This window comes from Shimia sp. MIT1388 (genome assembly GCF_047124445.1).
GTDB lineage: Bacteria > Pseudomonadota > Alphaproteobacteria > Rhodobacterales > Rhodobacteraceae > Shimia.
Map to the genome: position 1 here is coordinate 2,501 of NZ_CP138921.1, position 24,795 is coordinate 27,295.

The following is a 24,795-nucleotide window of genomic DNA, read 5'->3' on the forward strand; positions in this document are numbered from 1 at the left end:
TTCGGGAGAGGCGATATTGACGACTGTTTCCTCGGTTGTCTCCTTCGTATCCCTGCTGAAACGAACAGAGTTGTCCAAGTCAAGTACACTAACCCGCAAGATCGAGAGATCTTGCATTGTTCCTTATCCTCTTCGTGGGGCCGACCGACATCGGCAGCGAAGGTTCCAGGGTAAGGAGCGGGAAAAAGTATGACTTTTGGTTCAGAAACAGGATTGTGCGGCATGCCAGCCAAGCGATCACGAAGGACGTCAGTCTTTCTCTTTCTGGATCAAATCAAGCGCGAGAAGGGCGTTTGGTGGATGCCTTGGCAGTAAGAGGCGATGAAAGACGTGATACTCTGCGATAAGCTTGGGGGAGCCGAGAATAGGCTTTGATCCCAGGATCTCTGAATGGGGGAACCCACCTGACAGTTTGTTATAATAGCCTTCGGGCTGCCTATAACTTACTGAACCAGGTACTTTTGACCTGAATACATAGGGTCTTAAGAGCAAACCCGGGGAACTGAAACATCTAAGTACCCGGAGGAAAGGAAATCAATTGATACTCCGCTAGTAGTGGCGAGCGAACGCGGACCAGCCAAGCCTGATAAGTGAGAAGAACCGTTTGGGAAGACGGGCCATAGTGGGTGACAGCCCCGTATTCGAAGCTTTGAAGGATGTATTAAGTAGGGCGGAACACGTGAAATTCTGTCTGAAGATCGGAGGACCACCTTCGAAGGCTAAGTACTCCTTACTGACCGATAGCGAACCAGTACCGTGAGGGAAAGGTGAAAAGCACCCCGACGAGGGGAGTGAAACAGTACCTGAAACCGAACGCCTACAATCAGTTGGAGGCCCCTTGAGGGCTGACAGCGTACCTTTTGTATAATGGGTCATCGACTTGGTCTATCTAGCAAGCTTAAGCCGTTAGGTGTAGGCGCAGCGAAAGCGAGTCTTAATAGGGCGCATGAGTTAGATGGATCAGACCCGAAACCGAGTGATCTAGGCATGGCCAGGTTGAAGGTGCAGTAACATGCACTGGAGGACCGAACCCACATCTGTTGAAAAAGATCGGGATGAGCTGTGCCTAGGGGTGAAAGGCCAATCAAACTCGGAGATAGCTGGTTCTCTGCGAAATCTATTTAGGTAGAGCGTCACACGAATACCCCGGGGGGTAGAGCACTGGATGGGTAATGGGGCCCCACAGGCTTACTGATCCTAACCAAACTCCGAATACCCGGGAGTACTATGTGGCAGACACACTGCGGATGCTAACGTCCGTAGTGGAGAGGGAAACAACCCTGACCTACGACTAAGGCCCCTAATTCATGGCTAAGTGGGAAAGCAGGTGGGACGACCAAAACAACCAGGAGGTTGGCTTAGAAGCAGCCATCCTTTAAAGATAGCGTAACAGCTCACTGGTCTAAATAAGTTGTCCTGCGGCGAAGATGTAACGGGGCTCAAGCCATGAGCCGAAGTCTAGGGATGCGTAAGCATCGGTAGCAGAGCGTAGTGTGACATAGTTCCTATCCTCTTCTACATCCCTCGGGATGTAGCGCAGGATAAGGAGCTTTCGATGAAGCCGGGGCGTGAGCCATCCGGTGGAGAGATCACTAGTGAGAATGATGACATGAGTAGCGACAAAGAGTGTGAGAGACACTCTCGCCGAAAGTCCAAGGGTTCCTGCTTAAAGCTAATCTGAGCAGGGTAAGCCGGCCCCTAAGCCGAGGGCGAAAGCCGTAGGCGATGGGAACTAGGTTAATATTCCTAGGCCAGGAGGATGTGACGGATCATGAAGGTTGTTCACCCTTATCGGATTGGGTGGGCCGCTGATTGGTTCCTGGAAATAGCCCTCCATGAGACCGTACCCTAAACCAACACAGGTGGACTGGTAGAGCATACCAAGGCGCTTGAGAGAACGATGTTGAAGGAACTCGGCAAAATACCTCCGTAAGTTCGCGAGAAGGAGGCCCAGTTTCTACGCAAGTATTGGCTGGGGGCACAAACCAGGGGGTGGCGACTGTTTACTAAAAACACAGGGCTCTGCGAAGTCGCAAGACGACGTATAGGGTCTGACGCCTGCCCGGTGCCTGAAGGTTAAAAGGAGGGGTGAGAGCTCCGAATTGAAGCCCAGGTAAACGGCGGCCGTAACTATAACGGTCCTAAGGTAGCGAAATTCCTTGTCGGGTAAGTTCCGACCTGCACGAATGGCGTAACGACTTCCCCGCTGTCTCCAACATCGACTCAGCGAAATTGAATTGCCTGTCAAGATGCAGGCTTCCCGCGGTTAGACGGAAAGACCCCGTGCACCTTTACTACAGCTTCACACTGGCATCAGGCCATGCATGTGCAGGATAGGTGGTGGGCTTTGAAACCGACACGCCAGTGTCGGTGGAGCCTCCCTTGAGATACCACCCTTGCATTGCTTGATGTCTAACCGCGGTCCGTTATCCGGATCCGGGACCCTGTGTGGCGGGTAGTTTGACTGGGGCGGTCGCCTCCTAAAGCGTAACGGAGGCGCGCGAAGGTTGGCTCAGAGCGGTCGGAAATCGCTCGTTGAGTGCAATGGCAGAAGCCAGCCTGACTGCGAGACTGACAAGTCGAGCAGAGTCGAAAGACGGCCATAGTGATCCGGTGGTCCCGAGTGGAAGGGCCATCGCTCAACGGATAAAAGGTACGCCGGGGATAACAGGCTGATACTGCCCAAGAGTCCATATCGACGGCAGTGTTTGGCACCTCGATGTCGGCTCATCTCATCCTGGGGCTGGAGCAGGTCCCAAGGGTACGGCTGTTCGCCGTTTAAAGAGGTACGTGAGCTGGGTTTAGAACGTCGTGAGACAGTTCGGTCCCTATCTGCCGTGGGTGTAGGATACTTGAGAGGAGTTGCCCCTAGTACGAGAGGACCGGGGTGAACGATCCACTGGTGGACCTGTTGTTGCGCCAGCAGCAGTGCAGGGTAGCTATGATCGGACAGGATAACCGCTGAAGGCATCTAAGCGGGAAGCCCCCCTCAAAACAAGGTATCCCTGAGGACCGAGGTAGACCACCTCGTCGATAGGCCAGAGATGTAAGTGCGGTAACGCATTCAGTTGACTGGTACTAATGGTCCGATAGGCTTGATTTGATCCAGTAAAAGTAAGACTGGAAATCAAAAGCATACACACTACACAATCAGTGAAATGACTTGGACAACCTAACCGGGGTTTTTCCTCGGTTTGGTGATCATAGCGCGAGTGAAACACCCGGTCCCATCCCGAACCCGGCCGTTAAGCACCGTAGCGCCGATGGTACTGCATCTTAAGGTGTGGGAGAGTAGGTCATCGCCAAACCTAGTAAAAACCCCAAATATCTCTCAATCGATAAAAACAGAATACCTTCAGAACAATCAAAACGTCCTGAAGGGCGACAGATCTCAAATCCAACCGGAAAGAGATCAAACGGGCTCAAGTAGCGCTCCGCGCCATAGCCCAAAAAAAGTGTCGCGGGATGGAGCAGCCCGGTAGCTCGTCAGGCTCATAACCTGAAGGTCGTAGGTTCAAATCCTACTCCCGCAACCAGCGTTACAGAACGGCCCGAAGCATAACCCTTCGAGGCCGTTTTTGTTTGGACCTGTGTCTGCCTCAACGCCAGCAAACCCGCCAATTCCCCGACAAGCTCGATCTCCATGGGGCCATCGTCATTCGGGATCAGCCGGATCTCCTCCAGCAGAGAGCGGATGAGGGTGGTAGCTTCTGCCTTGGTCTCGGGATCGTTCAGAGCCTCTGTCAGGTTTGCGACTTTCGTGCGGTACACTTCTGACAAGTTGGGGTGCAGCAAAACGGGCGCAGGGGGCTCGGCATTTGCCAAGTCGGCTTCAAGATCCTGTTTGCGGGCCTCCAGGCTGTCCAGCTTCGCTTTCATACTCTCGTGGAACATGCCCTCGGTAATGGCCTCGATAATGCGGTCAATCTGGCGTGTGACTTGCGCCAGCTCCCGTTTGGACATGGCTTCATCGACCGTGTTTTGCGCAGTGAGGCGGTTGTGTTCTTCCTGATAGGCTTTGACGAACTCAGCCATCAGGTCTGGATGCAGAAGCTGGTCTTGGAGGCCGGCTAGCACCCGTGTTTCCAGATCTTCCCGCTTGATGGTCTTACGATTGTCGCAGGTGCCTTTGTTGCGGCTGTTGGCGCAGCCATAGTTGGTCTTGCCAACGACGGTGTACCCTCCGCCACAGCACGCGCACTTCAAAAGACCGGAGAACAAATGCTTGGGCCGCTTTGCGCGCTCAGGCCGGTTGAGTCCTTTCGCGATCACGGCACTGCGGGATGTTAGCTGGCGGGCCTTTACGGCGTCCCACAAGTCCTGAGGTAGAATGCGCAGTTCAGGAACGTCTTCAATGATCCATTCCTCTGGCGGGTTGAGGCGAGCCTGGCGTTTGCCGGTGTTAGGGTCTTTGATGAACCGCTGGCGGTTCCAGACGAGGCGTCCGATGTAGAGTTCGTTGTTGAGAATGCCTGTTCCGCGCTTGTGATTGCCGTAGATGGTCGAGGCTCCCCATCCGGATGTGCGGGGACCACCGACACCGTCCTTGTTCAAGGCAGCGGCAATGGCACGCGGGCTGATGCCGTTGGCGTAGTCTTGGAAAATGGCACGGACGATCTGTGCTTGATCTTCGTTGATGATGCGTTCGCCAGTGGTCATCGCGCCATCGGCTTGCAAGGTGCGCACCACGTCATAACCATAAGTGACGCCGCCTGCGGATTTGCCTTTACGCACGCGGCCCTCCAGACCGCGATGGGTCTTCTGAGCAAGGTCTTTGAGAAAGAGGCTGCTCATTGTGCCCTTGAGACCGATGTGCAGTTCAGAAATCTCGCCTTCGGCCACGGTGACAATCGGAATGCCCTGAAAGCGCATCTGTTTGAAGAAGGCTGCGATGTGTTCCTGATCGCGACTGATGCGGTCAAGACCTTCAGCGACAACAACGTCAAAGACGTTATGGCGAGCATCGTCAAACAGGCGCTGATAGGCAGGGCGCAGGTGCGAAGCCCCGCTCAAGCCGCGATCCGCATAGGTCTCGGCTTCGCGCCAACCGTTGCCTGCAATCAAGCGGGCACAGAGGCGATGTTGATCCTCAATGGAGGCATCGGTCTGAAGGTCGGTGGAATAACGGGCGTAAATGGCGGCGCGCATAATTGTTGTCGCTCCTTAAATCAGTTGATTGGATTGGTGACAGGCGCGATCCGTAAGCTAGAGGGCTCTTTGGACCGCGCGCAACTGCTTTGTCAGTCTAGGGCAGGTGGTTGTTGTCCACTTGTTCGGCGAAAACGTGCCTCGCGGCTTGCTGACCGAACAGCTGTGCCAGGCGGCGGAGGCTGTCATGTGTCGGCGCAGAAGGAGACAACGCAGATCGGGGAGGGGACTTTCGCATCATAGCTGATACCTCCCATCCATTGGGCGCATTCGGGCCATAAGTGAAGAGGGGTCAGACGTATCAGGCCGCCAGTGCCTAACGCGAGGAGTGTCTAAGAAATTGAGAGAAACTAGGTTTAAGTCGTGTTTAGTGCAAAGGGGCAATGTCGCCTCAGGTTAAGGTAAGACCGATCTAGCGCACATAGATCATTGAAAATATACACTTTTTGCTTGCGGCGAAAATTTGCCGAGCTTCGACTTGAGCTTGTAGCGCCGGAATGCCCTTCTACCGTGTGAGATTGAGATATGGACACACTAGAATAAACAACACGGGGATAGTGACATCATCTGGTCCAACCTCACTACTGCACTAACGGGTTGCCCAGGAAAGTGTTGGCTTACGCGCGACTAGGTTTATTGATTGGCCTGTTGTTCCTGTTCAATCTCGCGAACGAAATCGGTGAGCGACATATCCAAGGCGCCACAAATCAAAGCCATGGTCTCCAAAGTCGGTTGGTACCGGCAGGTCTCCAATAGAGAAATGTACTGCATGCTGCGATCTGCTCTCTGAGCGAGTTCTTGTTGTGAGAGCTTACGGTCTTTGCGTAGGCGCTTCAAGGCGCGCGCAAATGCTGCAAGCAATTGATCTGAATTGAGGCTCGACATGAGATTGACACATCATTGATCAAGCTGTAGCAGTCTATGTAGTATACTTTGAATTATGGTGTATTGGTGACGGCCTCAAGATAGACGGCGAACGACTGGAGAAACGAGCTGGGATGACAGATGAACGACTGACAGACGGGCAAATCGAACAGATTTTGACTGTTGTTGAAGAGCGATTGGGAAGAAGCATCGCTCAAGAATCCCACGAGTCTTTGGGCGCGAGAGGAGCGCCCAGTGGTCACTCAAAGAGACAGAGCCAGCAGGCACCAGCCTACGAAAAGCAACTTCACATTTGGGTCACCGAAGAAGACAAGAATTGGTTCTACAGTGTCGCTAGAGCCAGAAACCTGAAATCCGGCGCCTTCGTCAGTTATCTTCGGTCGCTTTATGACGCCCAGCAACTTGTCACACAGCTATAGCGGTCGAAGTTTGTCAGCTGTTGCCGGCTTGACGAAACTTAACAAATCTACCTAGGCTAAGATCATGAAAAACACTATCCGCATCAACCTTCTGAGCGCTCGAATATCCAACTGACACGCAATGTTCAGTTGGGAGCGCGCTGGTGCGGGTGAGGGCCTTATACCCCCTTTGCGGCAGATTACCGTTGATCTGAGAGTTCGATTCTCTCCGTTCCTACCAATACCCACGTAGGAGAAATCTATGCTTACTATCACAGTTTCTGTCGGTGATCGTGTGGTCGCCAAGGCTACGGCCGGCAATGTCTCGAATTTGGTCGACATCTCGGACTATGAAGTTCGCACGGTCGAGCAAGGCTATGCGCCACTGCAAATCCCATACTCGCAAACCAAGGGGCAGATCCTCGGTCACCAGCGCAGTAGCAGCGTGTGGAGCCTCGTTGGCAAAATTGCGGAGTTGGCCTTAAAGAAAGAAAGCGATGTGTAGTGGATATGTCCACTAGGGCGCATCCGCTATACCGCCGGTGGTGTCGCGAGGGTTGCCAGGATCAGGCGTCTCCTCGGTCTGTAAGGGAAGGCTGCAATGCAAGACAGTGACGACAAAAAGCCGGTGAGCCTCTACTTCCAGGTTCCTAGAGAGACGGCAGTCGAGTTTTATCAATTGGCTGCGGAGCACTTCGGTATGAAGAAAGGCGCTAAGCAGCAGATGTTCTTGAAGATGCTCGACGACCAGTTGAGGGAGCAAAGGATCATTCAGTTGAAAGAGGAAATTCGGTTGCTTGAACAAGGACGATGAGTAGAGGCGCGGCTGATAGTAAGTAGCACCGACCATGGTTGCTCAGGCAAAGCGCTTCAATTGCGAGGACCTCGTTGCCGATTTTCTATCAGGCATCTTGTTGCTGTAAAAACCGTGGGTGAATGCGAGGATTACTCGCAGAGGGCGACGCCCTTTTAGTATGGGGCTGGTTAAACGGGCGAAGCCGAGAAAACGTCCATAAACTCGTAAGCAGGCTAACGGGTTGTAATACACGCTGCGCGTCTATCCCAACCCATGCCTGCCCCCGAGGCGCCGCAAGCGGACCTCGGAAAACAGTTCAATCCATTGAGTGAATCTCGTCAATGTAGTAGCTGCGGCGAGTAAGTCGGCAAAAACACCTGTCTAGCCCTCCCCAGAAAAGAGGCGGTCAAAAAGAAGATCTGGACTGTACAGATTGGAGTTTGTAGCGAGTAGAAGGCTGCCGGATGCACTGAAGATGCCGGCGGTTCCTGCCTATGTTGATGATCGGTTTCGTGGCGGCTTAACAAAATGGTGATGTTGCTTGCCAACTTGCCGCAATCTGGACTGAAATATCACTATCGAAGCCCGATTTCCGGGGGAGGCGCTGTGTTGGTTACATGCATGGACAGCTTTGGGATTAACGGAGAGCGACAACGAGCGATAACAAAAACCCTGCAGTCTTTACCTTCCGCCACTATGCTAGTCGCACCGGCGTGGTTTCTGTGATCAACGCTAGCTCAAACGCTTTGCGTCGTCCTGACGTGGTGTGGATTGCTCGCTTTTTGTGGTGTGACATACCACCGCAAGGCGACGAATTTTTGTGAGATTCAACAAGCCCAAATGACTTTTTCAGCCCATACGTTGTAAATTATCTCGTAAAATCTGAAGGTTACATGGTTTTTGTTGCGGGTTCTTGAAACTGTTGACGTCTTAGAAACCTTATGGAAATAATTTGAGGCTCAAGTAATGTATTTGAAACTCACCTTTAAGTCGGTCAAGCAACGGTTGGGCTCGCATGTGTAAACAGCTTCAAAGCTACTTCATTGAAAACGGATGGCTCCGATGAAGATTGTGCCAAATCTATTATCTTTGTTAGCTCGGACGTAGCGGCGGTCTCATTCAAAACTGAACTCGAGGCAATTGTGATTACTCACGGCCTTCGGTTCCCGTATGGGACGAAACTGCAATATAGCTAACGGTTTGGAGCGGTCACTCCGCCTCTGTTTCAAAGTCACAGCACAAGCATAGTGAGGGTGTTATGATATTTCATAGCAATAACCTTCTGCATTTCGGTAGCTACGAGGCATAGATGTCCAAAGAATTATTAAAGAGTTGGATTGAACACGGCTGGTTAAACGGTGAGCTTGATACGGTAAACAGTATTCTGCCCGCTACTTTCTCTATCGCAGGTCTGCCTGCCTCAGAGAACTTTCCAAGGGCAGAGTTTCCGGAACTTGTTGAACTGTTCAGACGCTTGACCGGCCCGGGTGTGGTCGAAATCACCAACATTATCGAAGATACGCCATGGTGCAGTGCAACATTCAAACTGATTGCGAAGCCAGCCACTCAGCTCAAACCAATCACCATTGATGTCTTTCTAGTGGCTAAATTTGAGAGCGGCAGGATGACGGAGCATTACACTGGGTTCGACTATTTTTCCCTTTTCTCACAGTTAGGACAAATACCAGAGAACTCGCTAGAACACTGTCTACTTGGGGGACACCTGACTTGGACTTGATTGGAAATAGAAGATATTCAGATAACCGAAAATCTGGGCGAAGGTTCAGTAAACAGATAGCATGTGAGGTTCAGTTTGAGAACCACACGTTGGGGGCCGTGACCATTGATCTTGGAGCGCATGGAGCCTGCATCGAGGCGAGCCTCAATATTCACAGACTGGTTCGTCAGGCCGAAATTCGAATAATATTGGCTAACTCCATGTCTCGAAACGCAAGAATTGTTTGGAGTTCCGGAACTAGAATGGGACTTAACTTCACAGTTCCCATTCGTCGGACGCAGCTGGAAGCGCTTCTCGGTTCTGAATTCGGGAGCGCAAATCATCGATAGATCACCCAGACTCAGTTTGCTCGATAGGAACGACAGCCAGACCGCCTGGGCATCAAAGCTCACGGCCGGAACTTTGACTTGGAGTGGAGTTCCTACCTCCCATCCTCAAATTTTACGCACGCCCTTTAGTGCTCAAAAAGTGAGCGCAAGATAGCCAAGGATGCATGTGTTGAAAAAAAATTGGGCTTCACGAATATTAATGCATTTTAAATGTATCTTTAATTGGATGCGGTCGTTCCCTGCGGCAGGGGAGAAGACAAAACGCGACTAATTGATCCGGGCTACGGATGCTGAAACGAAAGAAAGTAACACCGCTGAGGATTTGAAGATCCTTGGATGAAACTTGAGAGGTGACTAAATGAACAAATGGTCAATTCACTTCAAACGCCTTGTTGCGGTGGCGGCCGCTATCATGTCGTTCTCAATGACTGCCACAGCAGAACAGCTACCGATGCCCACCGGCGAAGTAATTTTGACTGTTTCTGGCGCTATTGGAAAAACAAACACGCAGGCAGGCGCAGAGTTCGACTTAGACCTGCTTAAAGCGCTGGAATGGGAGGAGGTGAATACCTTTACGTCGTTCACCGACGGCATGCAGACATTTGAGGGCCCTAGGCTATCGTCGTTACTAGATTTTGTTTCGGCATCAGGAACCACAATTGGTGCGTCCGCGATAAACGATTACTTCGTGGACATTCCAGTAACACATGCAGAAAACCAAGGGGTTATTTTGGCCGTTTTGCACAATGGCAAGGCGATGACCGTGCGGGACAAGGGGCCAATCTGGGTCATTTACCCGCAGTCCGAAGATGAGGCCAAGCTAAAGAGATTTGACAATGAGATGATTTGGCAGCTGATTTCTATGGAGATTCGGTAGGTATGCGGCTCCATAGAATTTTGAGTACTCGGCTTCTAAGACCATTCGCCGTGATCGCTGTATTGGCCGCAGTGCTTTGGGCCGCAATCAATTCGGAAAATCAACGTCGTCAAATCTCGACTGACGACGCGCTCCGACTTTCATCTTTAACTTGGAAAGTAAATGAAGCAATTTACGAAGCCCTTCGTTTGCACATTGCGCTTCTTCAGGTCGAACAGGGAAACGTACCGGCCAAATCTCTCCAGACAAGAATTGATGTTCTATGGAGCCGCTTGGGAATATTTGATCAAAGGGACATTTTCAGCGACCTAGACTTAAAGGAGATGGTCAAAGGCTATGAGAGCTTTTTGACGGCACTTGAAAAGTCTTGGGGCAAAGACCTGAAATTCAATAGTCAGCAACTTCAGGCCGCCAAATTTGAACTTCAGGCGTTAAATACGGAGTTTAGGCGTTTGTGGATAACCGACTACCTTCAACAACACAGGTCAGTCGTTCATTTCGCACAATATAACAGCAATCGAGATGCGGTTTTTCACAATAATCTTATAATTGCTTCCTTTGTCGCGGTATTGATTTATTGTGCTTTTGAGTGCGTTGTTTCGTTCTTGGCAGCGAAGAAGGAAAGAGCTCTCCGCCGAGAAGCAATAAAGAAGAGTGAGGCAAAGTCTGCCTTTGTGGCCAACGTTAGCCATGAAATCCGCACTCCTCTGAATGGAGTTTTGGGAATGGCACAGCTGTTATCTGAAACTTCACTTACACCTCAGCAGAACGGAATGGTCGGCACAATCCTAACTTCAGGAAAGGTTTTGCAGCACACAATAAACGACATTCTAGACATTTCAAAAATTGACTCCAATGCTTTTGTTTTTGCGGAGCGCGTGTTTTCGCTCCAAGAAATTGTGCAAAATGTTTTTGTGATTAATGAGCCAACGGCGAGATCATGTGGCATCGATTTTAGCTTTCAAATTTCAAGTGAAAGTCCCGTAAAGTTGGTGGGAGACTCGATGAGGATTGTCCAAGTAGTTAATAACTTGGTATCTAATGCACTCAAGTTTACGGACGTCGGGTTTGTTAATCTTCGTGTTTCGGTTCGTGACGTTGGCTCGCCAAGCACCAGACAGTTGATGTTTTCAATTGAGGATAGTGGTTGCGGCTTATCTGAACACGAAGCACAGTTGGTTTTTGATCCCTTCTACCAGACAGAGCAGGCGACCCAAAAGAAGTATAAGGGAACAGGTCTAGGACTGTCGATTTCGAGCGCAATATGTAAGGCGATGGGGGGAGATCTGACGGTATCAAGTGTGCTTGGGCGTGGCAGCACGTTCACCGCAACTTTTGAGGTTAAACCGTTCTGTTCTTCGGCGATGCAAGATATCGAAAAGAAAGAAAAAATTGGCGATGGTCTAGTGCGAAAAATTTCAGATCTCAAAAGAGCGAGACAAGACAACGAACTGAGTAATTCGGGGTTGCGTGTGCTGATAGTGGACGACAGCAAGATCAACCGTAGAGTATTAGGAGCTTTCTCCAAAAAACACAGTAATTCCATTGAGGAAGCGGAAACTGGCGAGGAAGCTATCAGTCTAACTGAAGAAAAATATTTCGACGTCATTTTTATGGACATCAATATGCCTGGTATGGGCGGAATGGCTGCTACCTCAAAAATTCTTAGTGAGAAAAAGAGGCTGGGATTGCCGCCCCCTATCATCATTGCAGTGACGGCCAATGTGATGCCCGATCAGTTGCAAGAATACAGAGCATGCGGTGTGGATCAAACTGTTGCCAAACCGGTGCGCAAGCGCAAAATTGACTGCCTGTTAAATGAAATCGGAGGGCGGATTGCCATGGACGAATTGGGTGGTCAACGTACAGGTTGAGGTATTGAACCACTGAGCCTTTCCTATGGACATTTTAGCTTCGAGGTCTGAGAAAACGGAATTAATCCGTGTCATCGATGCCGTTTTATAAATGCACGACTACTTGACGCACTTTGGAGCGTCGGTGTTTTTACGAATACTAAGAAGCTAGCGTCTCCAAAAGCGAATAGGCGGTTAACCGGTTATTGAGACGCATAAATGGGGTAAGATGACAGGAACTCGAGGTACTCTGACGCCACGGCAGCGGGCTTATCCAGCATTGGAACATGCCCACACTCATCAAGTTTGGTTAAATGTGATGTCGGTAAACTATGATCGAGTAGTGCAGCCCCGCGGATATGAAAAATTCGGTCTTCTTGTCACCAGATTATCAGCGTCGGCATTTCAAGTGAGGGCGCAAGATCCAAGACCGTAGGCACGTCGGATTTGCTATGCACGACATCCCAAATGCGGCTGTTAAGATCGACCTGAGCCACCTCGTCCTCCGCCCAAGTCCGAAGGATCGGGCCTGGGACATATGGAATATTGGGGGACAGCCACTCGTTACGTTCAGCAAAGTCTTCGGTTGTTTGAACGACCATTGGGGTTATCCCGAGATCTCGTGCCTTATCCATGTCACTTGGTGTTGGGGTGGGGATCCCAGCGGCCATTCGTCCGCCCTCTTTTTGCAGCGGCCTTACTTCGGCACAGGCGGCGTTTGGGTCAATTTAGTCATTCGACTCTTTAGTTCTTTCTCAATGATATTTGCTTCGTAGGGTTTCATTTTTTTCCACCTTGCGCATTCCTCCCTTGTGCGACCACAGCCAAGACACCAGCCACTAGGGCCGGTAAATTCACAGACATCGACGCAGGGACTTTTACGTTTTTTCATAGTTGTTGAGTACCTTTAGCGGGAGGAAGGTCATTAGTTGCATTCACAGCTGTTGTTCCACAAAAGGCCGATGGAGTGGCCCCAAACAATTGGATGATCCGCTTTAAGTCTCGTGGGCCTCAGAGTATGGATAAGCGCTGCCGGACCATCGTGCTACCACAATCAGACTTTTCTGGACGTTGGAGAAAGATACGGCGGCCATCCCCTGCATGCGTCAATTCACTGAGTCCAACGCAACTATGTCGTCGTCATTGCGCTTGTCTCAATTGAGACATTAGATTGGATGCGACATAACGTGTTTCGACTAGCGAACGTTCCGCGGTGTCAAGCAAATCTCTAGAGGAACTCAATGTTCCATTCTTCAGACAATCTTCGATTTTTCTAAAACTTCTGTGTAATGCATTAGCGCCCAGGGAGGCGCAGGCACCAACTGCGTTGTGGACACGGGTTTTCAAAGCCTTCTCCCTATAATGTGACGCGTCGCAGGATTTCAGCCTAAGAATGATGGAAGTGGCTTCATCCAACAGTTCATCTAGAACTAGGTCAGTTGGTCCAACGCCATTTGCTCGAACCAGGCCTTTAAGCTTTTCCGTTTCAAACACGGATCGGTATGCGAGGTTATCAAAAGTGAAAAATTTCTCTTTTTCCGCCAAGGTAGCTAAAGTTGACTGAAGCGCCTCAATTGAGATGGGTTTGGTTAAAACACCCTGCATTCCAGAGGAAAAAATCTTTTCTTGGTCATTCGGGCTGGCATGAGCGGTTTGCGCGATAATTTTTGTTGTGCGATTAGGACCGTCACTTTCTCGCAACCTTCTTGAAACCTCGGTACCGTCCATGTACGGCATACTGATATCCATTAAAATCAGGTCGAAACGTTCGTTCATTGCCGCCTCAAGCGCAATCGAACCGTCTTCAGCCTCAGAAACTGAGTGTCCCAATCCTTGAAGCATGTCCGTAAGTAGCAGGCGATTAATTTTGTTGTCATCGACTACAAGCACCTTTTTACGTTCCTTGTTTTTGATGGGTTCAGGATTATTACGCAAAGAAGGGGCTTTTAGACTGTTGCGGGTGGTAAACTCGGAGCAGCCTTCAGGGATATCAACTGGAATTTGTACGCGAAATTCACACCCGTTACCAAACTCGCTATGCAAATCTATCTGACCGTCCAACGCCTCGACAGACGTTGCTACTATGCTCAACCCAAGACCTGTGCCTTCAGAGTGGCGTCCATAGGATGCGTCAAGCACTGTAAATGGTTCAAAGACACTGTCAAAATCAGATGATGGGATTCCTGGGCCACTGTCTTTAATTGTGAACGCTAGAGTTCTAATCGAAACGTGCTCCACTGAAATACTGATTTTCTCGCCCGCTGCAAACTTTACTGCATTGCCGACGAGGTTTGCGACTATTGTCTTTAACAGCCTCGGGTCGGTCTCTACCTCAAGTGGAGTATTTGGTGCGAATGTGAGGGTGATCCGACCGCCAGACTGCTCGACTTGTGCAGAGTTTTCTTGAACAATATCACTCATCAGGTCTCTAAGGTTGACTAACTCCTTTTCGAGAATGACTTTGCTGCTGTCGAGCTTGCTCACTTTTAGTACGTCGTTGACGTGCTTAAGCAGTGTATTTGAAGAGGTGCTCACGTAGCCAAGGTATTTCTTTTGTAAATCGGTTAATTCAGTCCGCTCCAGTAAGTCGACAGCTCCAATGACACCATTCAACGGCGTACGCATCTCATGACTAAGCACCGAAATAGATTGCGACTTTCGCCTGTTGGCTTCGTTGGCAGCTTCTAACGAACTCTCCAGTAAAACTCGGTTATCCGACCAGTTGTCCAGCAAGCCGTTGAAAACACCGCGAAGATTTATAAGTTCTTTCGGCGTCAGACATTTGAATTCGGGTACTCGCGCCGCCAGGTCCCCGCTGCGAACTTTCGTAGCAGCTTTAGATATAGATTGGATAGGTCGCGCAATCAGACCCGATAGGAACCAGCTGACCAAAGCTGCAAATAACAGGAGCAGTAGTAGTTTTTCCAGAAGCTCGTTAGCTTCAAGTCTCGCGGCTTCTTCAAGTTCGGAAACCGGCTGCGGTACCATCGCTCCCCAACCCGTGGATGGAACGAATGTGAAGCCGGCAATGACGTCGGCCTTCAATGGTGGAGCATAGAATTGCATTGCTCCGGTTTGTCCTGACGTCATTCGTTGAACGACTTCAAGTCCAGTTACGTCTTTGGACGTATCAACCCACTCTTGTTTCGGATGTGCTAAAACTCGGCCCTTGTTGTCTACAATCATGGCATGACCACGTTCTCCAAATGCAATTTCAGATTGTTGTGAAATCACGAAACTCGTGTCGACGGCTCCGACCAATAGAGCCCCTGACTCCGACACGCGAGCTATGTAGATAACAGGTCCAAAGGGCGACTGTCGGACACCTGAAAAGTTTGAACTGTCGCGAACGGCAATCTCGCGAAGACTGGCTACAATTTCCTGTGATGGGGCATCGAATTCTCGGGAATACAAAATGTCGAGAGAACTCTGTTCGAAATCGAAAACTGCCAACATTCTAAATTGGTATGAATCCAGCAATGCATCCATCGAGCCTGGTGTGAATGAGAGGGCATCGTTCGCCATTACAAAGTCAAAAGTTGCCCGAACATCAACTGCGTAGCGTTCTAACGTCGAAGCAAGGTTCTCGGCGATAACTAGATGTGATTGCTCTGCATTAGCTATCGCGCGGTTGTATGCTACGTTGTAGCTGTTTTGTACAAGGATGGTTTCCGCCAGCAGCAAGACAAACAGCATGCCCAAAAAAATGTAAACACGTACTCTTTGGATTATGCCGCAGAATATTCCGGATCGTCTTCTAACTCGCGCCACTGAAGGACCTCCCGTTGCTTTGCAACGGCTAACCTATCTATACAAATGAGCTGGGCGGTATAAAGGTTACTTCACATAACCTTTCGTATATTTCAACAAACCTTCTGCCTTTTTGACGCGATGAGTTGAATGCTCCGACTGCAGTGACGCAAAGTCGAAAACAACGCTTGAGGATGCGGGAAGGGCATTGTTGGTGGCGTCTGTAACACTTCCACGGAAAACATTCGGAATACGCTGATTATTGCAGAAAATCAGTGCTTCGAAGGTCGAAGTCTCACGTTGGCGTGAACGGCAAATCTGAGTTCGGCCGCGGGTGCGTACCTCTCTACAAGCAAATGAGCGTGAATAATCCAAAGGTAAGGCATTGAAATGAAAACCATCTGTAAATTCAGCGCAGCCGCGGTTGCAGTCATGACACTGAGTTCCGCCGCGAGCGCTGCTGACATCGTTGAAATCGCATCGGGCGACGAGCGTTTCTCAACCCTTGTGGCCGCTGTCAGTGCTGCTGGTCTGGTTGAGACACTGCAGGGCTCCGGTCCATTCACTGTTTATGCGCCTGTGAACGACGCTTTTGCTGCGCTGCCTGAGGGCACTGTGGAAACGCTTCTTAAGCCTGAGAACAAAGCTCAGCTGACCAATGTGCTCCTCTACCATGTCGATGACCGCAAGCTGAGCGCCGAGATGATCCCGAGCGGTTCGAACTACTTCAAGCCAGTTTTGGATTCGGAGCGCTTGTGCATCACTAAAAACTCGTCTGGCGTGTCGATAGCAGATGGCACTGGCGAAATCGCCAACGTTGTTATTGCAAACATTGAGGCCGACAACGGTGTGATCCATGTGATCGATAAGGTTCTGCTGCCTGGCACCCGCCCTGCCTGCCACTGAAAAAGCCATAAAGTGGAATACAGGCCTCGGCGAAACTGAGGCCTGCATCGCTTACGATTTGGGCTGGGTGCTGTCGCTCACGGCAACCGGCCAAAACGGCTTTAAGGGCTGTCTCACGTTATGCGGAGTTCGGCGCTCAGTTTGTTGATGCAAGTTGTATCGTCTAATCTCAGCTCAAAGCGGTCTTTGGTCCAGAGTGGGGACGATGGTAGCGAACGGATGTTGCGAGTAGCCGCGTTTTGTACCAACGGAATTCTTCGTGTCTTGGCGAATTTGATTTGCGGTGTCAGCATCGTCTCACAACCCTCGGCTTTTCAATACTCTAACAACCTAGTCTGCCCTGATAGATGTTCACCGGACCCGCGCCTTTTTGAAGAGTGTGTGTCTTCTGGCGTTCTATTCGACCGAATTATCCGTTTCAGCCTTTTTGAACACTAGGATCGTTATGAAAATCCCAGAAATTAGCAGAGTATGTGCCGCAGCTGTTACGCCAAAAACAAAGTAACTGCCGACCATGAGCGAGAAGATTGCGCTCCACATCCAAGCCAGCATTTGCATCAATAAGTGGGCTGTAGGAATGGGCTGGTTTTTGAGTGGGTTCTTGTTTTCATTCATGACTGAATCCCACATCGTTTTGATGTTCATATTAGTGGTCATGTTTCAACTCCCGTTGCATGTTGCATCTTCTCCCACGCAACCTCCTCGGACGTACATAAAAAGAGCCGCCTTTGTTTGAAAGGCAGGGTACGACAAGGCGAGAAAGCGTGAGTAAAAAATGTACGCGCCAACAGCGCCAACGGACCAATTTTAGCTCATCTTCGCTTGAAAGATCGGTGTATTCCCTAAGTAGAATCCAAGTCTCCTCAGGGCCAATTATTGTGTTCTTCGTTTGGCAGTTTTTACCCAACTGAGCTGCGAAAAGTCACTTCCTCCCGTAACACTACGACAGTATCCCGACCACTGCCGGGATCGTCCGGCCTGCCGCTCGCAGAGTTGGCAAAGTGTTCTGAACCTCGCAAGGGCGACAGGCCGGCTATTGTTACTCAGGATCCGGAAGAGACGACAGGAACTTGAGGTACTCTGACGCTACGGCAGTGGGCTTGTCCAACATCGGAACGTGTCCGCAGTTGTCCAGCGTCGCCAGATGTGATGACGGCAAATTCTGATCGAGTAGTGCAGCCCCGCTGATATGAAAAATCCGGTCTTCTTGACACCAGATTATCAGCGTCGGCATCTCAAGTGAGGGCGCAAGATCCAAGACCGTAGGCACGTCGGATTTACTATGCACGACATCCCAAATGCGGGCGTTGTGATCGGCCTGGGCCACCTCTTCCTCCGCCCAAGTCCGAAGGATCGGGCCGGGGACGTATGGAATATTTGGCGACAGCCACACGTTACGTTCAGCAAAGTTTTCGGTTGTTTGAACGACCAGTGGGGTAATGCCGAGATCTCGTGCCTTATCCATGTCACTTGGTGTTGGGGTAGGGACCCCGAGTGGGCTGCCGATAAAGGCAAGGCTGGTGATTAGCTCCGGATGCTCTTCGGCCAAGAGCGCTGCAACATAGGCCCCCATGGAGTTTGCCCCAACGTGAACAGCCTTCAGTTCAAGTGACTGCATTACGGTCAGTAAGTTTGCCCGCTGTTGATCTAACAAATAGTCGTCGTCTGCGCGCAGGGCGTTGTCCCCAAAACCGGGAAGATCAACGGCAATGACGCGGTAGTCCTTGGTAAGGGCACGGGCCACTTCGACCCAGTGTTCTTTGCGGGCATAAATGCCATGCACCAGCAAAACCGTTTCGCCTTGGCCGCCTTCCAAATAATGGATATCTCCAACGTCAGTTGAAATCACCTTGGATCTCAGGCCAGCGGAGGCGTTGTTTAGGGATATCAACCCTTTTGCGACCTGCGATGGGAGCACATGCCAAGCCACCACGCCGCAGAAAATTAGCAGGCCAAATGCAATGGCCAGCTTTCGAAAAATGTGTGTCATAAGTCCTCGGATTAGGTAGTCAGAGCCAGAAAGCCTTGCTAAGCACATCTTCCAGACGCCTCTCTTGAAGAAACGTGCAAGTCCCTTCGGACCGTCCTTCACATTTGCCCCTTGCTGCAGCATTCTTAGGGGGTGCCAAAGTTGCCCATAAAGTTAGGTGAAGTGGTTATGCCTTCAGTTGCCCCCGCTTTTCGCAACCACAAATTCTCCTTCGATAAAGGCGAACTTGGGATGCATGAGAACCTGATGACATGCGTTATTGTCGGGCGCAAAGAGCCAGTTCTGGTTTGCGATGACAGCGACCAAACGGAAGCGCATGCGATCTGCATCAAACCCGATGTGCCGCATCGCGTCGTAGTCCGAGAGGGGGGCGCGGAGATTGTGTATTTGGATGGCGTTAAGCTGGACGAGAATGCCCCCAAATTTGGAGAGCTGTCCGAAGCCTGGCAAGATTTACCTCAGGCAATTCAGGCGAGGGACCACATTGCTCTGGCTGGCTATCGTCAGACGCTCAACAGAGACGACATACCTTCGGATGCCGGAGTGATGTGGATCGTAGAGCGTCTTTACAAAGACCCCTTTGAAAGGCTGTCTCAGTTAGACCTTGCTCAAGAGTTACAGCTCGAGCGCACGCTTGCAATGCGCCACTTTAAATCGACAACGGGCCAGACCTTCCGAAAGTTCAAGATATGGGCTGCTATGATGTGCGCAGTTGATGCTGCGTTTAGTGGTGAGAAGATCGGTCTTGCAGGAATACAGGCAGGGTTCTCAGACGCGGCACATCTGACAAGGACCGCTGCAACTCTGTTTGGGATCACGCCAACGCAGGGGTTGTCAGGGCTGAGCGGATTTACCAGCTTTGCTCTATGTCCCAGCATTGTGAAACCCTGCAATTGATTTTCCGTAACTGTAGTTAGGAAAAGCAGGATCATTGTGGAGGTAACTGGCATGCACGACCGCCGCTCTATTTTTTTCGAGCCGTCTCAGGCTGAGATTTCTGATCTAAGTGATTGGCTAATGATCATATCATCAACTTTGTCCAACCACGAAACTTTTCACCAGGTTTTTAGATCTTTGGTATCGTTGCTTTGTAAAGCACATGCCGCTGCGGGGCTTACCAAGGTCAACCATTCAAACTCTTTCAACTTCGGCTACAAAAATTGGGACGATAAAGAGGAACAGTCAGTTGGTTGTTCTATTAAGATGCAGTCTGCTCAATCTGAATGGCTACGAAGCATGTAACCCACGCCCCTGATTGTCTCAAAGTTGTCTTCTGAGTCCATGAGCCCTGACAGTTTCCCACGCAATCGGCTCACTAACCCGTCTATGGATCTGTCATACCCAGCCCAATCGCGCCCCCTGATTGAAGTTATAAGCTGCTCTCTACTCATCACTTTATCCATGTTCTTCAGGAGGGTTAGCCAAAGATCAAATTCGAGCTTGGTTAACCGAATTTGCTCTCCGGAAGGCGCATAAAGCTTGCGGGTTTTGGTATTTGTTCGATACGCAGCATATACGATCTCAGGAAGGTTCGGCACGGCCTCTTGATGTGGCGCGTTTCTACTTTCAATTCGACGCAGCAAGCTCTTAATGCGTGCAACAAACTCTGACCTCGGGAAAGGCTTAACGACATAGTCATCCGCGCCGAGTTCGAGAGACACGACCTTGTCGACCTCGTCAAGCTTACCGGAAAGCACAACTATGCCTGACGAACAGATGTGGCGGATCTTCCTGATAGCTTCATGTCCGTGCCCGTCGGGTAACAAAAGGTCTACAACAAACAAGTCGAAACGATTGTCCCTGACCTGTTCTTCGAATTGACGCAGTGTTCTAGCAAAATTCACGCTGTATCCTTGTTCGTAAAAAACTTCCGCGACCTCTTCGGAAAGCGAGATATCATCATCTACGATGAGAATTGTAACTTGCTGCATTTGTTATGTCTTTCGGTCTGGCATGCGCTTTGGAGCGACTCCGATGACCGTCCTAAGCTGCCAAGCTGCCGCCATCCACACGGAAAACGGCCTTTGCACGCAAAATGTACGAAATTGCACCCTAACTATACTTTTGATCACTCAAGATAGCCAAAATGCATCTTGTCGCACGATTTGGTTAAGCTAGCGATGGCCCAACGCCTCTGGCTGCTCAAGACCGTGGCTTGAAAATGGATATGCCCATGCGACGTTCCGCTTCCCTTACGCTCATTAGTCGTTTCAAGATACTGCTTTCTGCATCTTGGCTTCGTGCGTTGCTCGGTTCTTGTTTTTGCATTTTCAGCTATTTGGGCAACGTTTTGAATGTTGACATGTTTTTTGGTGTCAATTTTCTATTTGGGTCTGTTTTCGTGTGGCTCGCCATGTTCACACTGGGGGCATCCTGGGCAATTTCTGTGGCGTTTATTGGTTCTTTACACACCGTTGAATTGTGGGGGCACTGGTACGCATTTTTCCTCTTCACTATGGAGGCAGTGCTCGTTTGCTCTTTGGGCAAGATGGGGTCAACCAGTCGAGCAAGCATCCTGGTACTGTTGTATTGGGTGGTTTTTGGGGCGCCTATGGCGCTACTCCTGTACAGTCAAGCACTCGATCTACCTTGGTCGACTTCGCTGATGATTGCTTCCAAGCAAACCCTCAATGGGTTGCTGAATGTGATGATCGCAACCTTTGCCTTTACTTCTATACTGTTTGTCTTTCCTGCGTTTAGGATCCCAAAGAAATGGAAGGAAGCTAATTCCTATAGCGGACTTCTTCAGGCGATTTTCGGACTGGCATTCCTACTCCCGATACTCCTGTCTGAGTTTTATGAACTCAAACGAAACTTCCAGCGGAACGTGTCGGACGAACTGGCTCAGGCTGAAATTAACGTGCGGCGCTCGTCTCTAAACACGGCAACATTTTTGAAGCTCGAAACCGTTTTCTGGGGCACAAGCCTGTCAGAAATCAACGTGTCTGACGATTTAAAACAAATAGAACAGCTAGTGGAAGCAGACACCTCCGCGTCACCTTCACAAATTTATAGCGTTAAGAACGATGGCTCTTTGCAATTGGTTTATGGTCAGGCAACCAATTTGCAGAAACTAGCATTACCGGTGCAGATTTTACGGGACACCCAAGAAAAGCAGATGAGTTTTCTGTTAGGATGTCACGAGGGTAATTTCATGTCCCTCTTTGCACCCGCCTCGGGGACAGATTTGCTTGCCTTCATTTGGCGGGCTGAAACAGCCAAGTCTATTTCCTACTCGCAGCATACAGCTAGATCCGACTTCAAATGCGTTTCCGGATCGCCTGAAGAGCCGAATGGAAGCTCCGACGAAACTTCCGTCGCTGTGTTGCGTGGCACGGACCCAACTGTTTCGACACTGCGGTCTTGGCTGGAGGCCGCAGTGCAAGCACAGACGAGCTTTGCCTCTCTCTCTCCTGCATTTCTTCAGGTACGTCACACCTTAAAACCGAGCATACTTCAGGTTCAGCAGGATACTTCCGCCGCGGTTCAGAGACTCTGCTTTCTAGCAATGTTGATTATACTTGGAGGGCAGATTCTTGATGTCTTGTTCAGGAAATGGGTAGCGAAGTTTGCTAGCACCTCTGAGGCTTATTTGAAAAACTGTAAGCCGTCCGCCAGTTCGATCAACCCAAACTTTAGAGAGGACCGAGCGATTTCCTTCTGGCTTGACCGTTTTGCAAAAGCTGTTGAAAATGAAGAGCAAAGCAAGGAACAGGCACAGCAAAAGTTTAGTTTATTGCTCGCTCAGGTTCTAACTCCTGTTTTTGCAACAGATTCAGCAGGAAAAATCAAAGTTTGGAACCCCGCTTTGCAAGAGCTAAGCGGCTATCCAGAGGATGAGGTTTTAGGAAAGCCGATCTCACACTTCCTAAAGCGATCACCCGACTCCATTGTTGCCAATGACGCTCAACAGGCCAAGGAGTTGTTGTTTGACGTCACTACAAAGTCCGGCAAAACCGTTCATCTAGTAATAGGTAAGTTAGGAACTGAGAAAAGTGATATTGGGCACGTTTTGACCAGCGAGGAAAAAGTTGATCCAGCAAGCTCGACTTCCTATTTCATTGCACAAAATGTGGGTTCCTTCAAAGAAGCTCAAGCAAAACTCCTCCATGCTTCGCGGCTTGCGGCACTTGGGGAGATGGCCAGTTCATTCGCACACGAACTCAATCAACCTCTCAATGTCATTGCATTGGCGGCCGGGGGCGTGGCCGAACGTGCCAAATACGATGAAGTGCCCAAGGAGTACCTGATTGCCAAAGCGGAACGCATCGAAGCGCAGGCATTGAGAGCTGGGAGGGTGATTCAGGGAATACGAAACTTTGTCCTTGAGATTGGTGATGAAGACATCGTTGAGTTCGATCCAGTAGCGAAGACGAAGTCAGCCAATGACTTAATCCGAGAGCAATTACGTTTGGCAAACGTCACGGTGCACATCAATGCTCCATCGGGCGAGATCAATATAAAGGGGCGTCCAATACTGTTTGAGCAAGCAATGGTGAATCTGCTTGTAAATGCAAAACAAGCAATGGAACGACAGGCTCTTTCAGAACGAAAAGTAAGTATCACCTTCTCAGTACACGACACTGAGCTAACTATTCTCGTGAAAGACACTGGACCGGGAATTTCTCAGGAAAACTTAGAGCGAATTTTTGAACCCTTCTTTTCAACCAAAAAGCATAACGGGGGGAGTGGCATAGGCTTGTACATGACTAAGTCAGTCATCAAGGAGTTGGATGGTTCGATTAGGGCTGTAAGAGAAGTTCACGGAGCTTGTTTTGAAATTAAGTTTCCGACTGTTCCTGACGCATCGGAAGGTTAAATGTCTAAAAAGTTACCTAGCTTCACCGCGCTTGTTCTAGATGACGACGAAGAGATCGTTGAGGAAGTTGCGGAAACCATCGCATTGATCGGTGGCCAAGTCGATGCCTTTAGCAATCCGGTTAAATGCATCGAGTACCTAAAAACGCACCGCCATTCCTACAACGTACTGATCGTCGACTTGTCAATGCCACTTATTAATGGGTTGGATTTTCTGAAGTTAGCTTCGCCTTACATTGCAAATTCTCCGCGGCAATTCCTGATGACCGGACTGGCTGAGTTAGGGGGTAAACAGGTAGAGAGTAACTCGATGCTAACAGTGCTGCACAAACCTATAAGCATTTCTGAGCTTAGGGAAAAAGTGGGGCACCGTTTGCTATTTGGGTAATAGGAAGGGTGCCCCAAAGTTTGCGCGGTCCCTCCTTGAGCGGTAAAGGCCCGCGGCTAACGGCTCTCTGTGTGGCAATCTTTCCGTGAGTGGAGATTTGAGAGCAGTATTGGTTGTTGAGTTATTTTTGCCGAGGTCGACAAAGACGATTTACAGCCTCTCTCCGGAAATCATCAAAGCTGCTGCCCCATCGCATGTTCGCATCCACTGCAACTTTTAGAGCAGTTGAAAGATCTTTTGCCGACCTAGGTTCGCCGACAACGCAGTCTGCATACAGCTTAGGGTAGCCTGAGTTTTGAGGCGATTTACCTTTCTGAAGCATGATCATTACCGGAATCCTGACATCCATCATTTGTAGGAGCCGAACATAACTTTCTAGGCGTTCTTCATCCAAAGGCTGGTCTAGGCGGACCACAACCAATGCCCATTCCTCGGGGTCCTCGGAAACCGTCTTGAAAGTCGCCTCTAATGACGAGGAACAGGCAATTTCAAATCCCAAATTTTCAAACCCAAACATGACATCCAGGAACGTACTCTCTTGAGAGACAACGCAAGCAACACTCTTAGCTTTGAAGTTACTCGCCGAGTAAAGATCGTCCCCACTACTTTCAACGGGCTTTAATTTTTTCAGGCCAAAAGGGCTCTCTAGTTTGTAAACTTCCACAGGACCATCCTCAAATCGTGCAGACAAGCCATACCCGTGTGATGTGCCTGGGGTTCGACAGGAGTGTCTAATTTTGTGTATCAATTGTGCAAAATCGGTAACTGATTTGGTAAGATCCTGCTTGCCGATTTCTAGGGTGATGGATTGTTCATGGTTCCCCAACAAACACACGGCTTTGCGCAACAGGACAAAAGTTGAGCTCATGCCAATCTGTTTGGCCCTGTTTCTTGAAATTCGTTTTACTGTATCCGCATG

Annotated in this window: 20 protein-coding genes, 1 tRNA gene, 2 rRNA genes and 1 pseudogene; 15 read left to right on the forward strand and 9 right to left on the reverse strand. The window is 49.9% G+C overall.

The features are described 5' to 3' along the window. The first annotated feature begins 272 nt into the window (after positions 1-272). From SIB92_RS00020 to SIB92_RS00035, 4 genes are all read left to right on the forward strand, one after another. Positions 273-3,103, forward strand: a 23S ribosomal RNA gene (locus tag SIB92_RS00020). Positions 3,104-3,193: 90 nt separating this feature from the next. Continuing rightward, a 5S ribosomal RNA gene (gene rrf, locus SIB92_RS00025) occupies positions 3,194-3,308 on the forward strand. 151 nt (positions 3,309-3,459) lie between these two features. Continuing rightward, positions 3,460-3,536 (forward strand) — tRNA-Met (locus tag SIB92_RS00030). A 349-nt stretch (positions 3,537-3,885) separates the two neighbouring features. Then, positions 3,886-4,074: a hypothetical protein gene (locus SIB92_RS00035; RefSeq protein WP_412553891.1), complete on the forward strand. Its 189-nt coding sequence runs from the start codon at positions 3,886-3,888 to the stop codon at positions 4,072-4,074. A 48-nt stretch (positions 4,075-4,122) separates the two neighbouring features. Here SIB92_RS00035 and SIB92_RS00040 read toward each other — a convergent pair. Further along, positions 4,123-5,148 (reverse strand): annotated as a pseudogene (locus SIB92_RS00040) (recombinase family protein); the annotation flags it as partial. Between the two features lie 633 nt (positions 5,149-5,781). After that, entirely contained in the window at positions 5,782-6,033 is a 252-nt protein-coding gene (locus tag SIB92_RS00045; RefSeq protein WP_295180028.1) for a helix-turn-helix domain-containing protein, read from the reverse strand. A 113-nt stretch (positions 6,034-6,146) separates the two neighbouring features. Here SIB92_RS00045 and SIB92_RS00050 point away from each other — a divergent pair, with 113 nt between their 5' ends. The 7 genes from SIB92_RS00050 to SIB92_RS00080 all read left to right on the forward strand — a co-directional run bounded on the left by SIB92_RS00050 (position 6,147) and on the right by SIB92_RS00080 (position 12,045). Continuing rightward, complete coding sequence (locus SIB92_RS00050) at positions 6,147-6,452, forward strand: hypothetical protein (RefSeq protein WP_412553892.1); 306 nt, start codon at positions 6,147-6,149, stop codon at positions 6,450-6,452. A 241-nt stretch (positions 6,453-6,693) separates the two neighbouring features. Beyond that, entirely contained in the window at positions 6,694-6,936 is a 243-nt protein-coding gene (locus tag SIB92_RS00055) for a hypothetical protein (RefSeq protein WP_412553893.1), read from the forward strand. 96 nt (positions 6,937-7,032) lie between these two features. Beyond that, positions 7,033-7,245 carry a hypothetical protein gene (locus SIB92_RS00060; protein ID WP_412553894.1) on the forward strand — a complete coding sequence of 71 codons (213 nt, stop codon included), beginning with the start codon at positions 7,033-7,035 and terminating at the stop codon, positions 7,243-7,245. A 1,291-nt stretch (positions 7,246-8,536) separates the two neighbouring features. Then, positions 8,537-8,965 carry a hypothetical protein gene (locus tag SIB92_RS00065; protein ID WP_412553895.1) on the forward strand — a complete coding sequence of 143 codons (429 nt, stop codon included), beginning with the start codon at positions 8,537-8,539 and terminating at the stop codon, positions 8,963-8,965. Then, on the forward strand, positions 8,962-9,294 hold the full coding sequence (locus SIB92_RS00070) for a PilZ domain-containing protein (protein WP_412555776.1): 333 nt from the start codon (positions 8,962-8,964) through the stop codon (positions 9,292-9,294). The genes SIB92_RS00065 and SIB92_RS00070 overlap by 4 nt, the downstream gene beginning before the upstream one ends. A gap of 358 nt (positions 9,295-9,652) precedes the next feature. Beyond that, on the forward strand, positions 9,653-10,171 hold the full coding sequence (locus tag SIB92_RS00075) for an oxidoreductase (RefSeq protein ID WP_412553896.1): 519 nt from the start codon (positions 9,653-9,655) through the stop codon (positions 10,169-10,171). A 50-nt stretch (positions 10,172-10,221) separates the two neighbouring features. Continuing rightward, positions 10,222-12,045 carry an ATP-binding protein gene (locus SIB92_RS00080; protein ID WP_412553897.1) on the forward strand — a complete coding sequence of 608 codons (1,824 nt, stop codon included), beginning with the start codon at positions 10,222-10,224 and terminating at the stop codon, positions 12,043-12,045. Positions 12,046-12,404: 359 nt separating this feature from the next. On the opposite strand, the gene SIB92_RS00085 is transcribed toward SIB92_RS00080, so the two are convergent. The 3 genes from SIB92_RS00085 to SIB92_RS00095 form a co-directional block, all read right to left on the reverse strand. Beyond that, on the reverse strand, positions 12,405-12,659 hold the full coding sequence (locus SIB92_RS00085) for a hypothetical protein (RefSeq protein WP_412553898.1): 255 nt from the start codon (positions 12,657-12,659) through the stop codon (positions 12,405-12,407). Positions 12,660-12,721: 62 nt separating this feature from the next. Beyond that, on the reverse strand, positions 12,722-12,916 hold the full coding sequence (locus tag SIB92_RS00090; protein WP_295176467.1) for a DUF1289 domain-containing protein: 195 nt from the start codon (positions 12,914-12,916) through the stop codon (positions 12,722-12,724). Positions 12,917-13,164: 248 nt separating this feature from the next. Next, positions 13,165-15,720, reverse strand: a complete 2,556-nt coding sequence (locus SIB92_RS00095) for a response regulator (protein ID WP_412553899.1) — start codon at positions 15,718-15,720, stop codon at positions 13,165-13,167. A 444-nt stretch (positions 15,721-16,164) separates the two neighbouring features. On the opposite strand from SIB92_RS00095, the gene SIB92_RS00100 reads away from it, so the two are divergent. After that, on the forward strand, positions 16,165-16,680 hold the full coding sequence (locus SIB92_RS00100) for a fasciclin domain-containing protein (protein WP_412553900.1): 516 nt from the start codon (positions 16,165-16,167) through the stop codon (positions 16,678-16,680). 396 nt (positions 16,681-17,076) lie between these two features. Here SIB92_RS00100 and SIB92_RS00105 read toward each other — a convergent pair whose 3' ends face one another. Both SIB92_RS00105 and SIB92_RS00110 read right to left on the reverse strand, forming a co-directional pair. Continuing rightward, on the reverse strand, positions 17,077-17,337 hold the full coding sequence (locus SIB92_RS00105) for a hypothetical protein (protein WP_412553901.1): 261 nt from the start codon (positions 17,335-17,337) through the stop codon (positions 17,077-17,079). 382 nt (positions 17,338-17,719) lie between these two features. Further along, complete coding sequence (locus SIB92_RS00110) at positions 17,720-18,670, reverse strand: alpha/beta fold hydrolase (protein WP_412553902.1); 951 nt, start codon at positions 18,668-18,670, stop codon at positions 17,720-17,722. Between the two features lie 168 nt (positions 18,671-18,838). Here SIB92_RS00110 and SIB92_RS00115 point away from each other — a divergent pair, with 168 nt between their 5' ends. After that, positions 18,839-19,567 carry a helix-turn-helix domain-containing protein gene (locus SIB92_RS00115; RefSeq protein ID WP_412553903.1) on the forward strand — a complete coding sequence of 243 codons (729 nt, stop codon included), beginning with the start codon at positions 18,839-18,841 and terminating at the stop codon, positions 19,565-19,567. A gap of 317 nt (positions 19,568-19,884) precedes the next feature. On the opposite strand, the gene SIB92_RS00120 is transcribed toward SIB92_RS00115, so the two are convergent. Next, positions 19,885-20,601, reverse strand: coding sequence for a response regulator transcription factor (locus SIB92_RS00120; protein ID WP_412553904.1), 717 nt, complete (start codon positions 20,599-20,601; stop codon positions 19,885-19,887). Positions 20,602-20,843: 242 nt separating this feature from the next. Here SIB92_RS00120 and SIB92_RS00125 point away from each other — a divergent pair, with 242 nt between their 5' ends. Next, positions 20,844-23,489: an ATP-binding protein gene (locus tag SIB92_RS00125; protein WP_412553905.1), complete on the forward strand. Its 2,646-nt coding sequence runs from the start codon at positions 20,844-20,846 to the stop codon at positions 23,487-23,489. Next, positions 23,490-23,876, forward strand: coding sequence for a response regulator (locus SIB92_RS00130; protein ID WP_295176455.1), 387 nt, complete (start codon positions 23,490-23,492; stop codon positions 23,874-23,876). A gap of 121 nt (positions 23,877-23,997) precedes the next feature. Here the strand turns inward: SIB92_RS00130 and SIB92_RS00135 are convergent, their stop codons facing one another. After that, positions 23,998-24,744, reverse strand: a complete 747-nt coding sequence (locus SIB92_RS00135) for a hypothetical protein (protein ID WP_412553906.1) — start codon at positions 24,742-24,744, stop codon at positions 23,998-24,000. Between the last annotated feature and the right edge of the window lie 51 nt (positions 24,745-24,795).

Bases quoted from the DNA above. Each gene is read 5' to 3' on its own strand.
- SIB92_RS00095 (WP_412553899.1), bottom strand. From the start codon at position 15,720: ATGCTGTTTGTCTTGCTGCTGGCGGAAACCATCCTTGTACAAAACAGC.
- SIB92_RS00115 (WP_412553903.1), top strand. From the start codon at position 18,839: ATGCCTTCAGTTGCCCCCGCTTTTCGCAACCACAAATTCTCCTTCGAT.
- SIB92_RS00090 (WP_295176467.1), bottom strand. From the start codon at position 12,916: ATGAAAAAACGTAAAAGTCCCTGCGTCGATGTCTGTGAATTTACCGGC.
- SIB92_RS00125 (WP_412553905.1), top strand. From the start codon at position 20,844: ATGCGACGTTCCGCTTCCCTTACGCTCATTAGTCGTTTCAAGATACTG.
- SIB92_RS00100 (WP_412553900.1), top strand. From the start codon at position 16,165: ATGAAAACCATCTGTAAATTCAGCGCAGCCGCGGTTGCAGTCATGACA.
- SIB92_RS00085 (WP_412553898.1), bottom strand. From the start codon at position 12,659: ATGGATAAGGCACGAGATCTCGGGATAACCCCAATGGTCGTTCAAACA.
- SIB92_RS00135 (WP_412553906.1), bottom strand. From the start codon at position 24,744: ATGAGCTCAACTTTTGTCCTGTTGCGCAAAGCCGTGTGTTTGTTGGGG.
- SIB92_RS00105 (WP_412553901.1), bottom strand. From the start codon at position 17,337: ATGACCACTAATATGAACATCAAAACGATGTGGGATTCAGTCATGAAT.
- SIB92_RS00065 (WP_412553895.1), top strand. From the start codon at position 8,537: ATGTCCAAAGAATTATTAAAGAGTTGGATTGAACACGGCTGGTTAAAC.
- SIB92_RS00075 (WP_412553896.1), top strand. From the start codon at position 9,653: ATGAACAAATGGTCAATTCACTTCAAACGCCTTGTTGCGGTGGCGGCC.
- SIB92_RS00110 (WP_412553902.1), bottom strand. From the start codon at position 18,670: ATGACACACATTTTTCGAAAGCTGGCCATTGCATTTGGCCTGCTAATT.
- SIB92_RS00130 (WP_295176455.1), top strand. From the start codon at position 23,490: ATGTCTAAAAAGTTACCTAGCTTCACCGCGCTTGTTCTAGATGACGAC.
- SIB92_RS00050 (WP_412553892.1), top strand. From the start codon at position 6,147: ATGACAGATGAACGACTGACAGACGGGCAAATCGAACAGATTTTGACT.
- SIB92_RS00060 (WP_412553894.1), top strand. From the start codon at position 7,033: ATGCAAGACAGTGACGACAAAAAGCCGGTGAGCCTCTACTTCCAGGTT.
- SIB92_RS00045 (WP_295180028.1), bottom strand. From the start codon at position 6,033: ATGTCGAGCCTCAATTCAGATCAATTGCTTGCAGCATTTGCGCGCGCC.
- SIB92_RS00055 (WP_412553893.1), top strand. From the start codon at position 6,694: ATGCTTACTATCACAGTTTCTGTCGGTGATCGTGTGGTCGCCAAGGCT.
- SIB92_RS00120 (WP_412553904.1), bottom strand. From the start codon at position 20,601: ATGCAGCAAGTTACAATTCTCATCGTAGATGATGATATCTCGCTTTCC.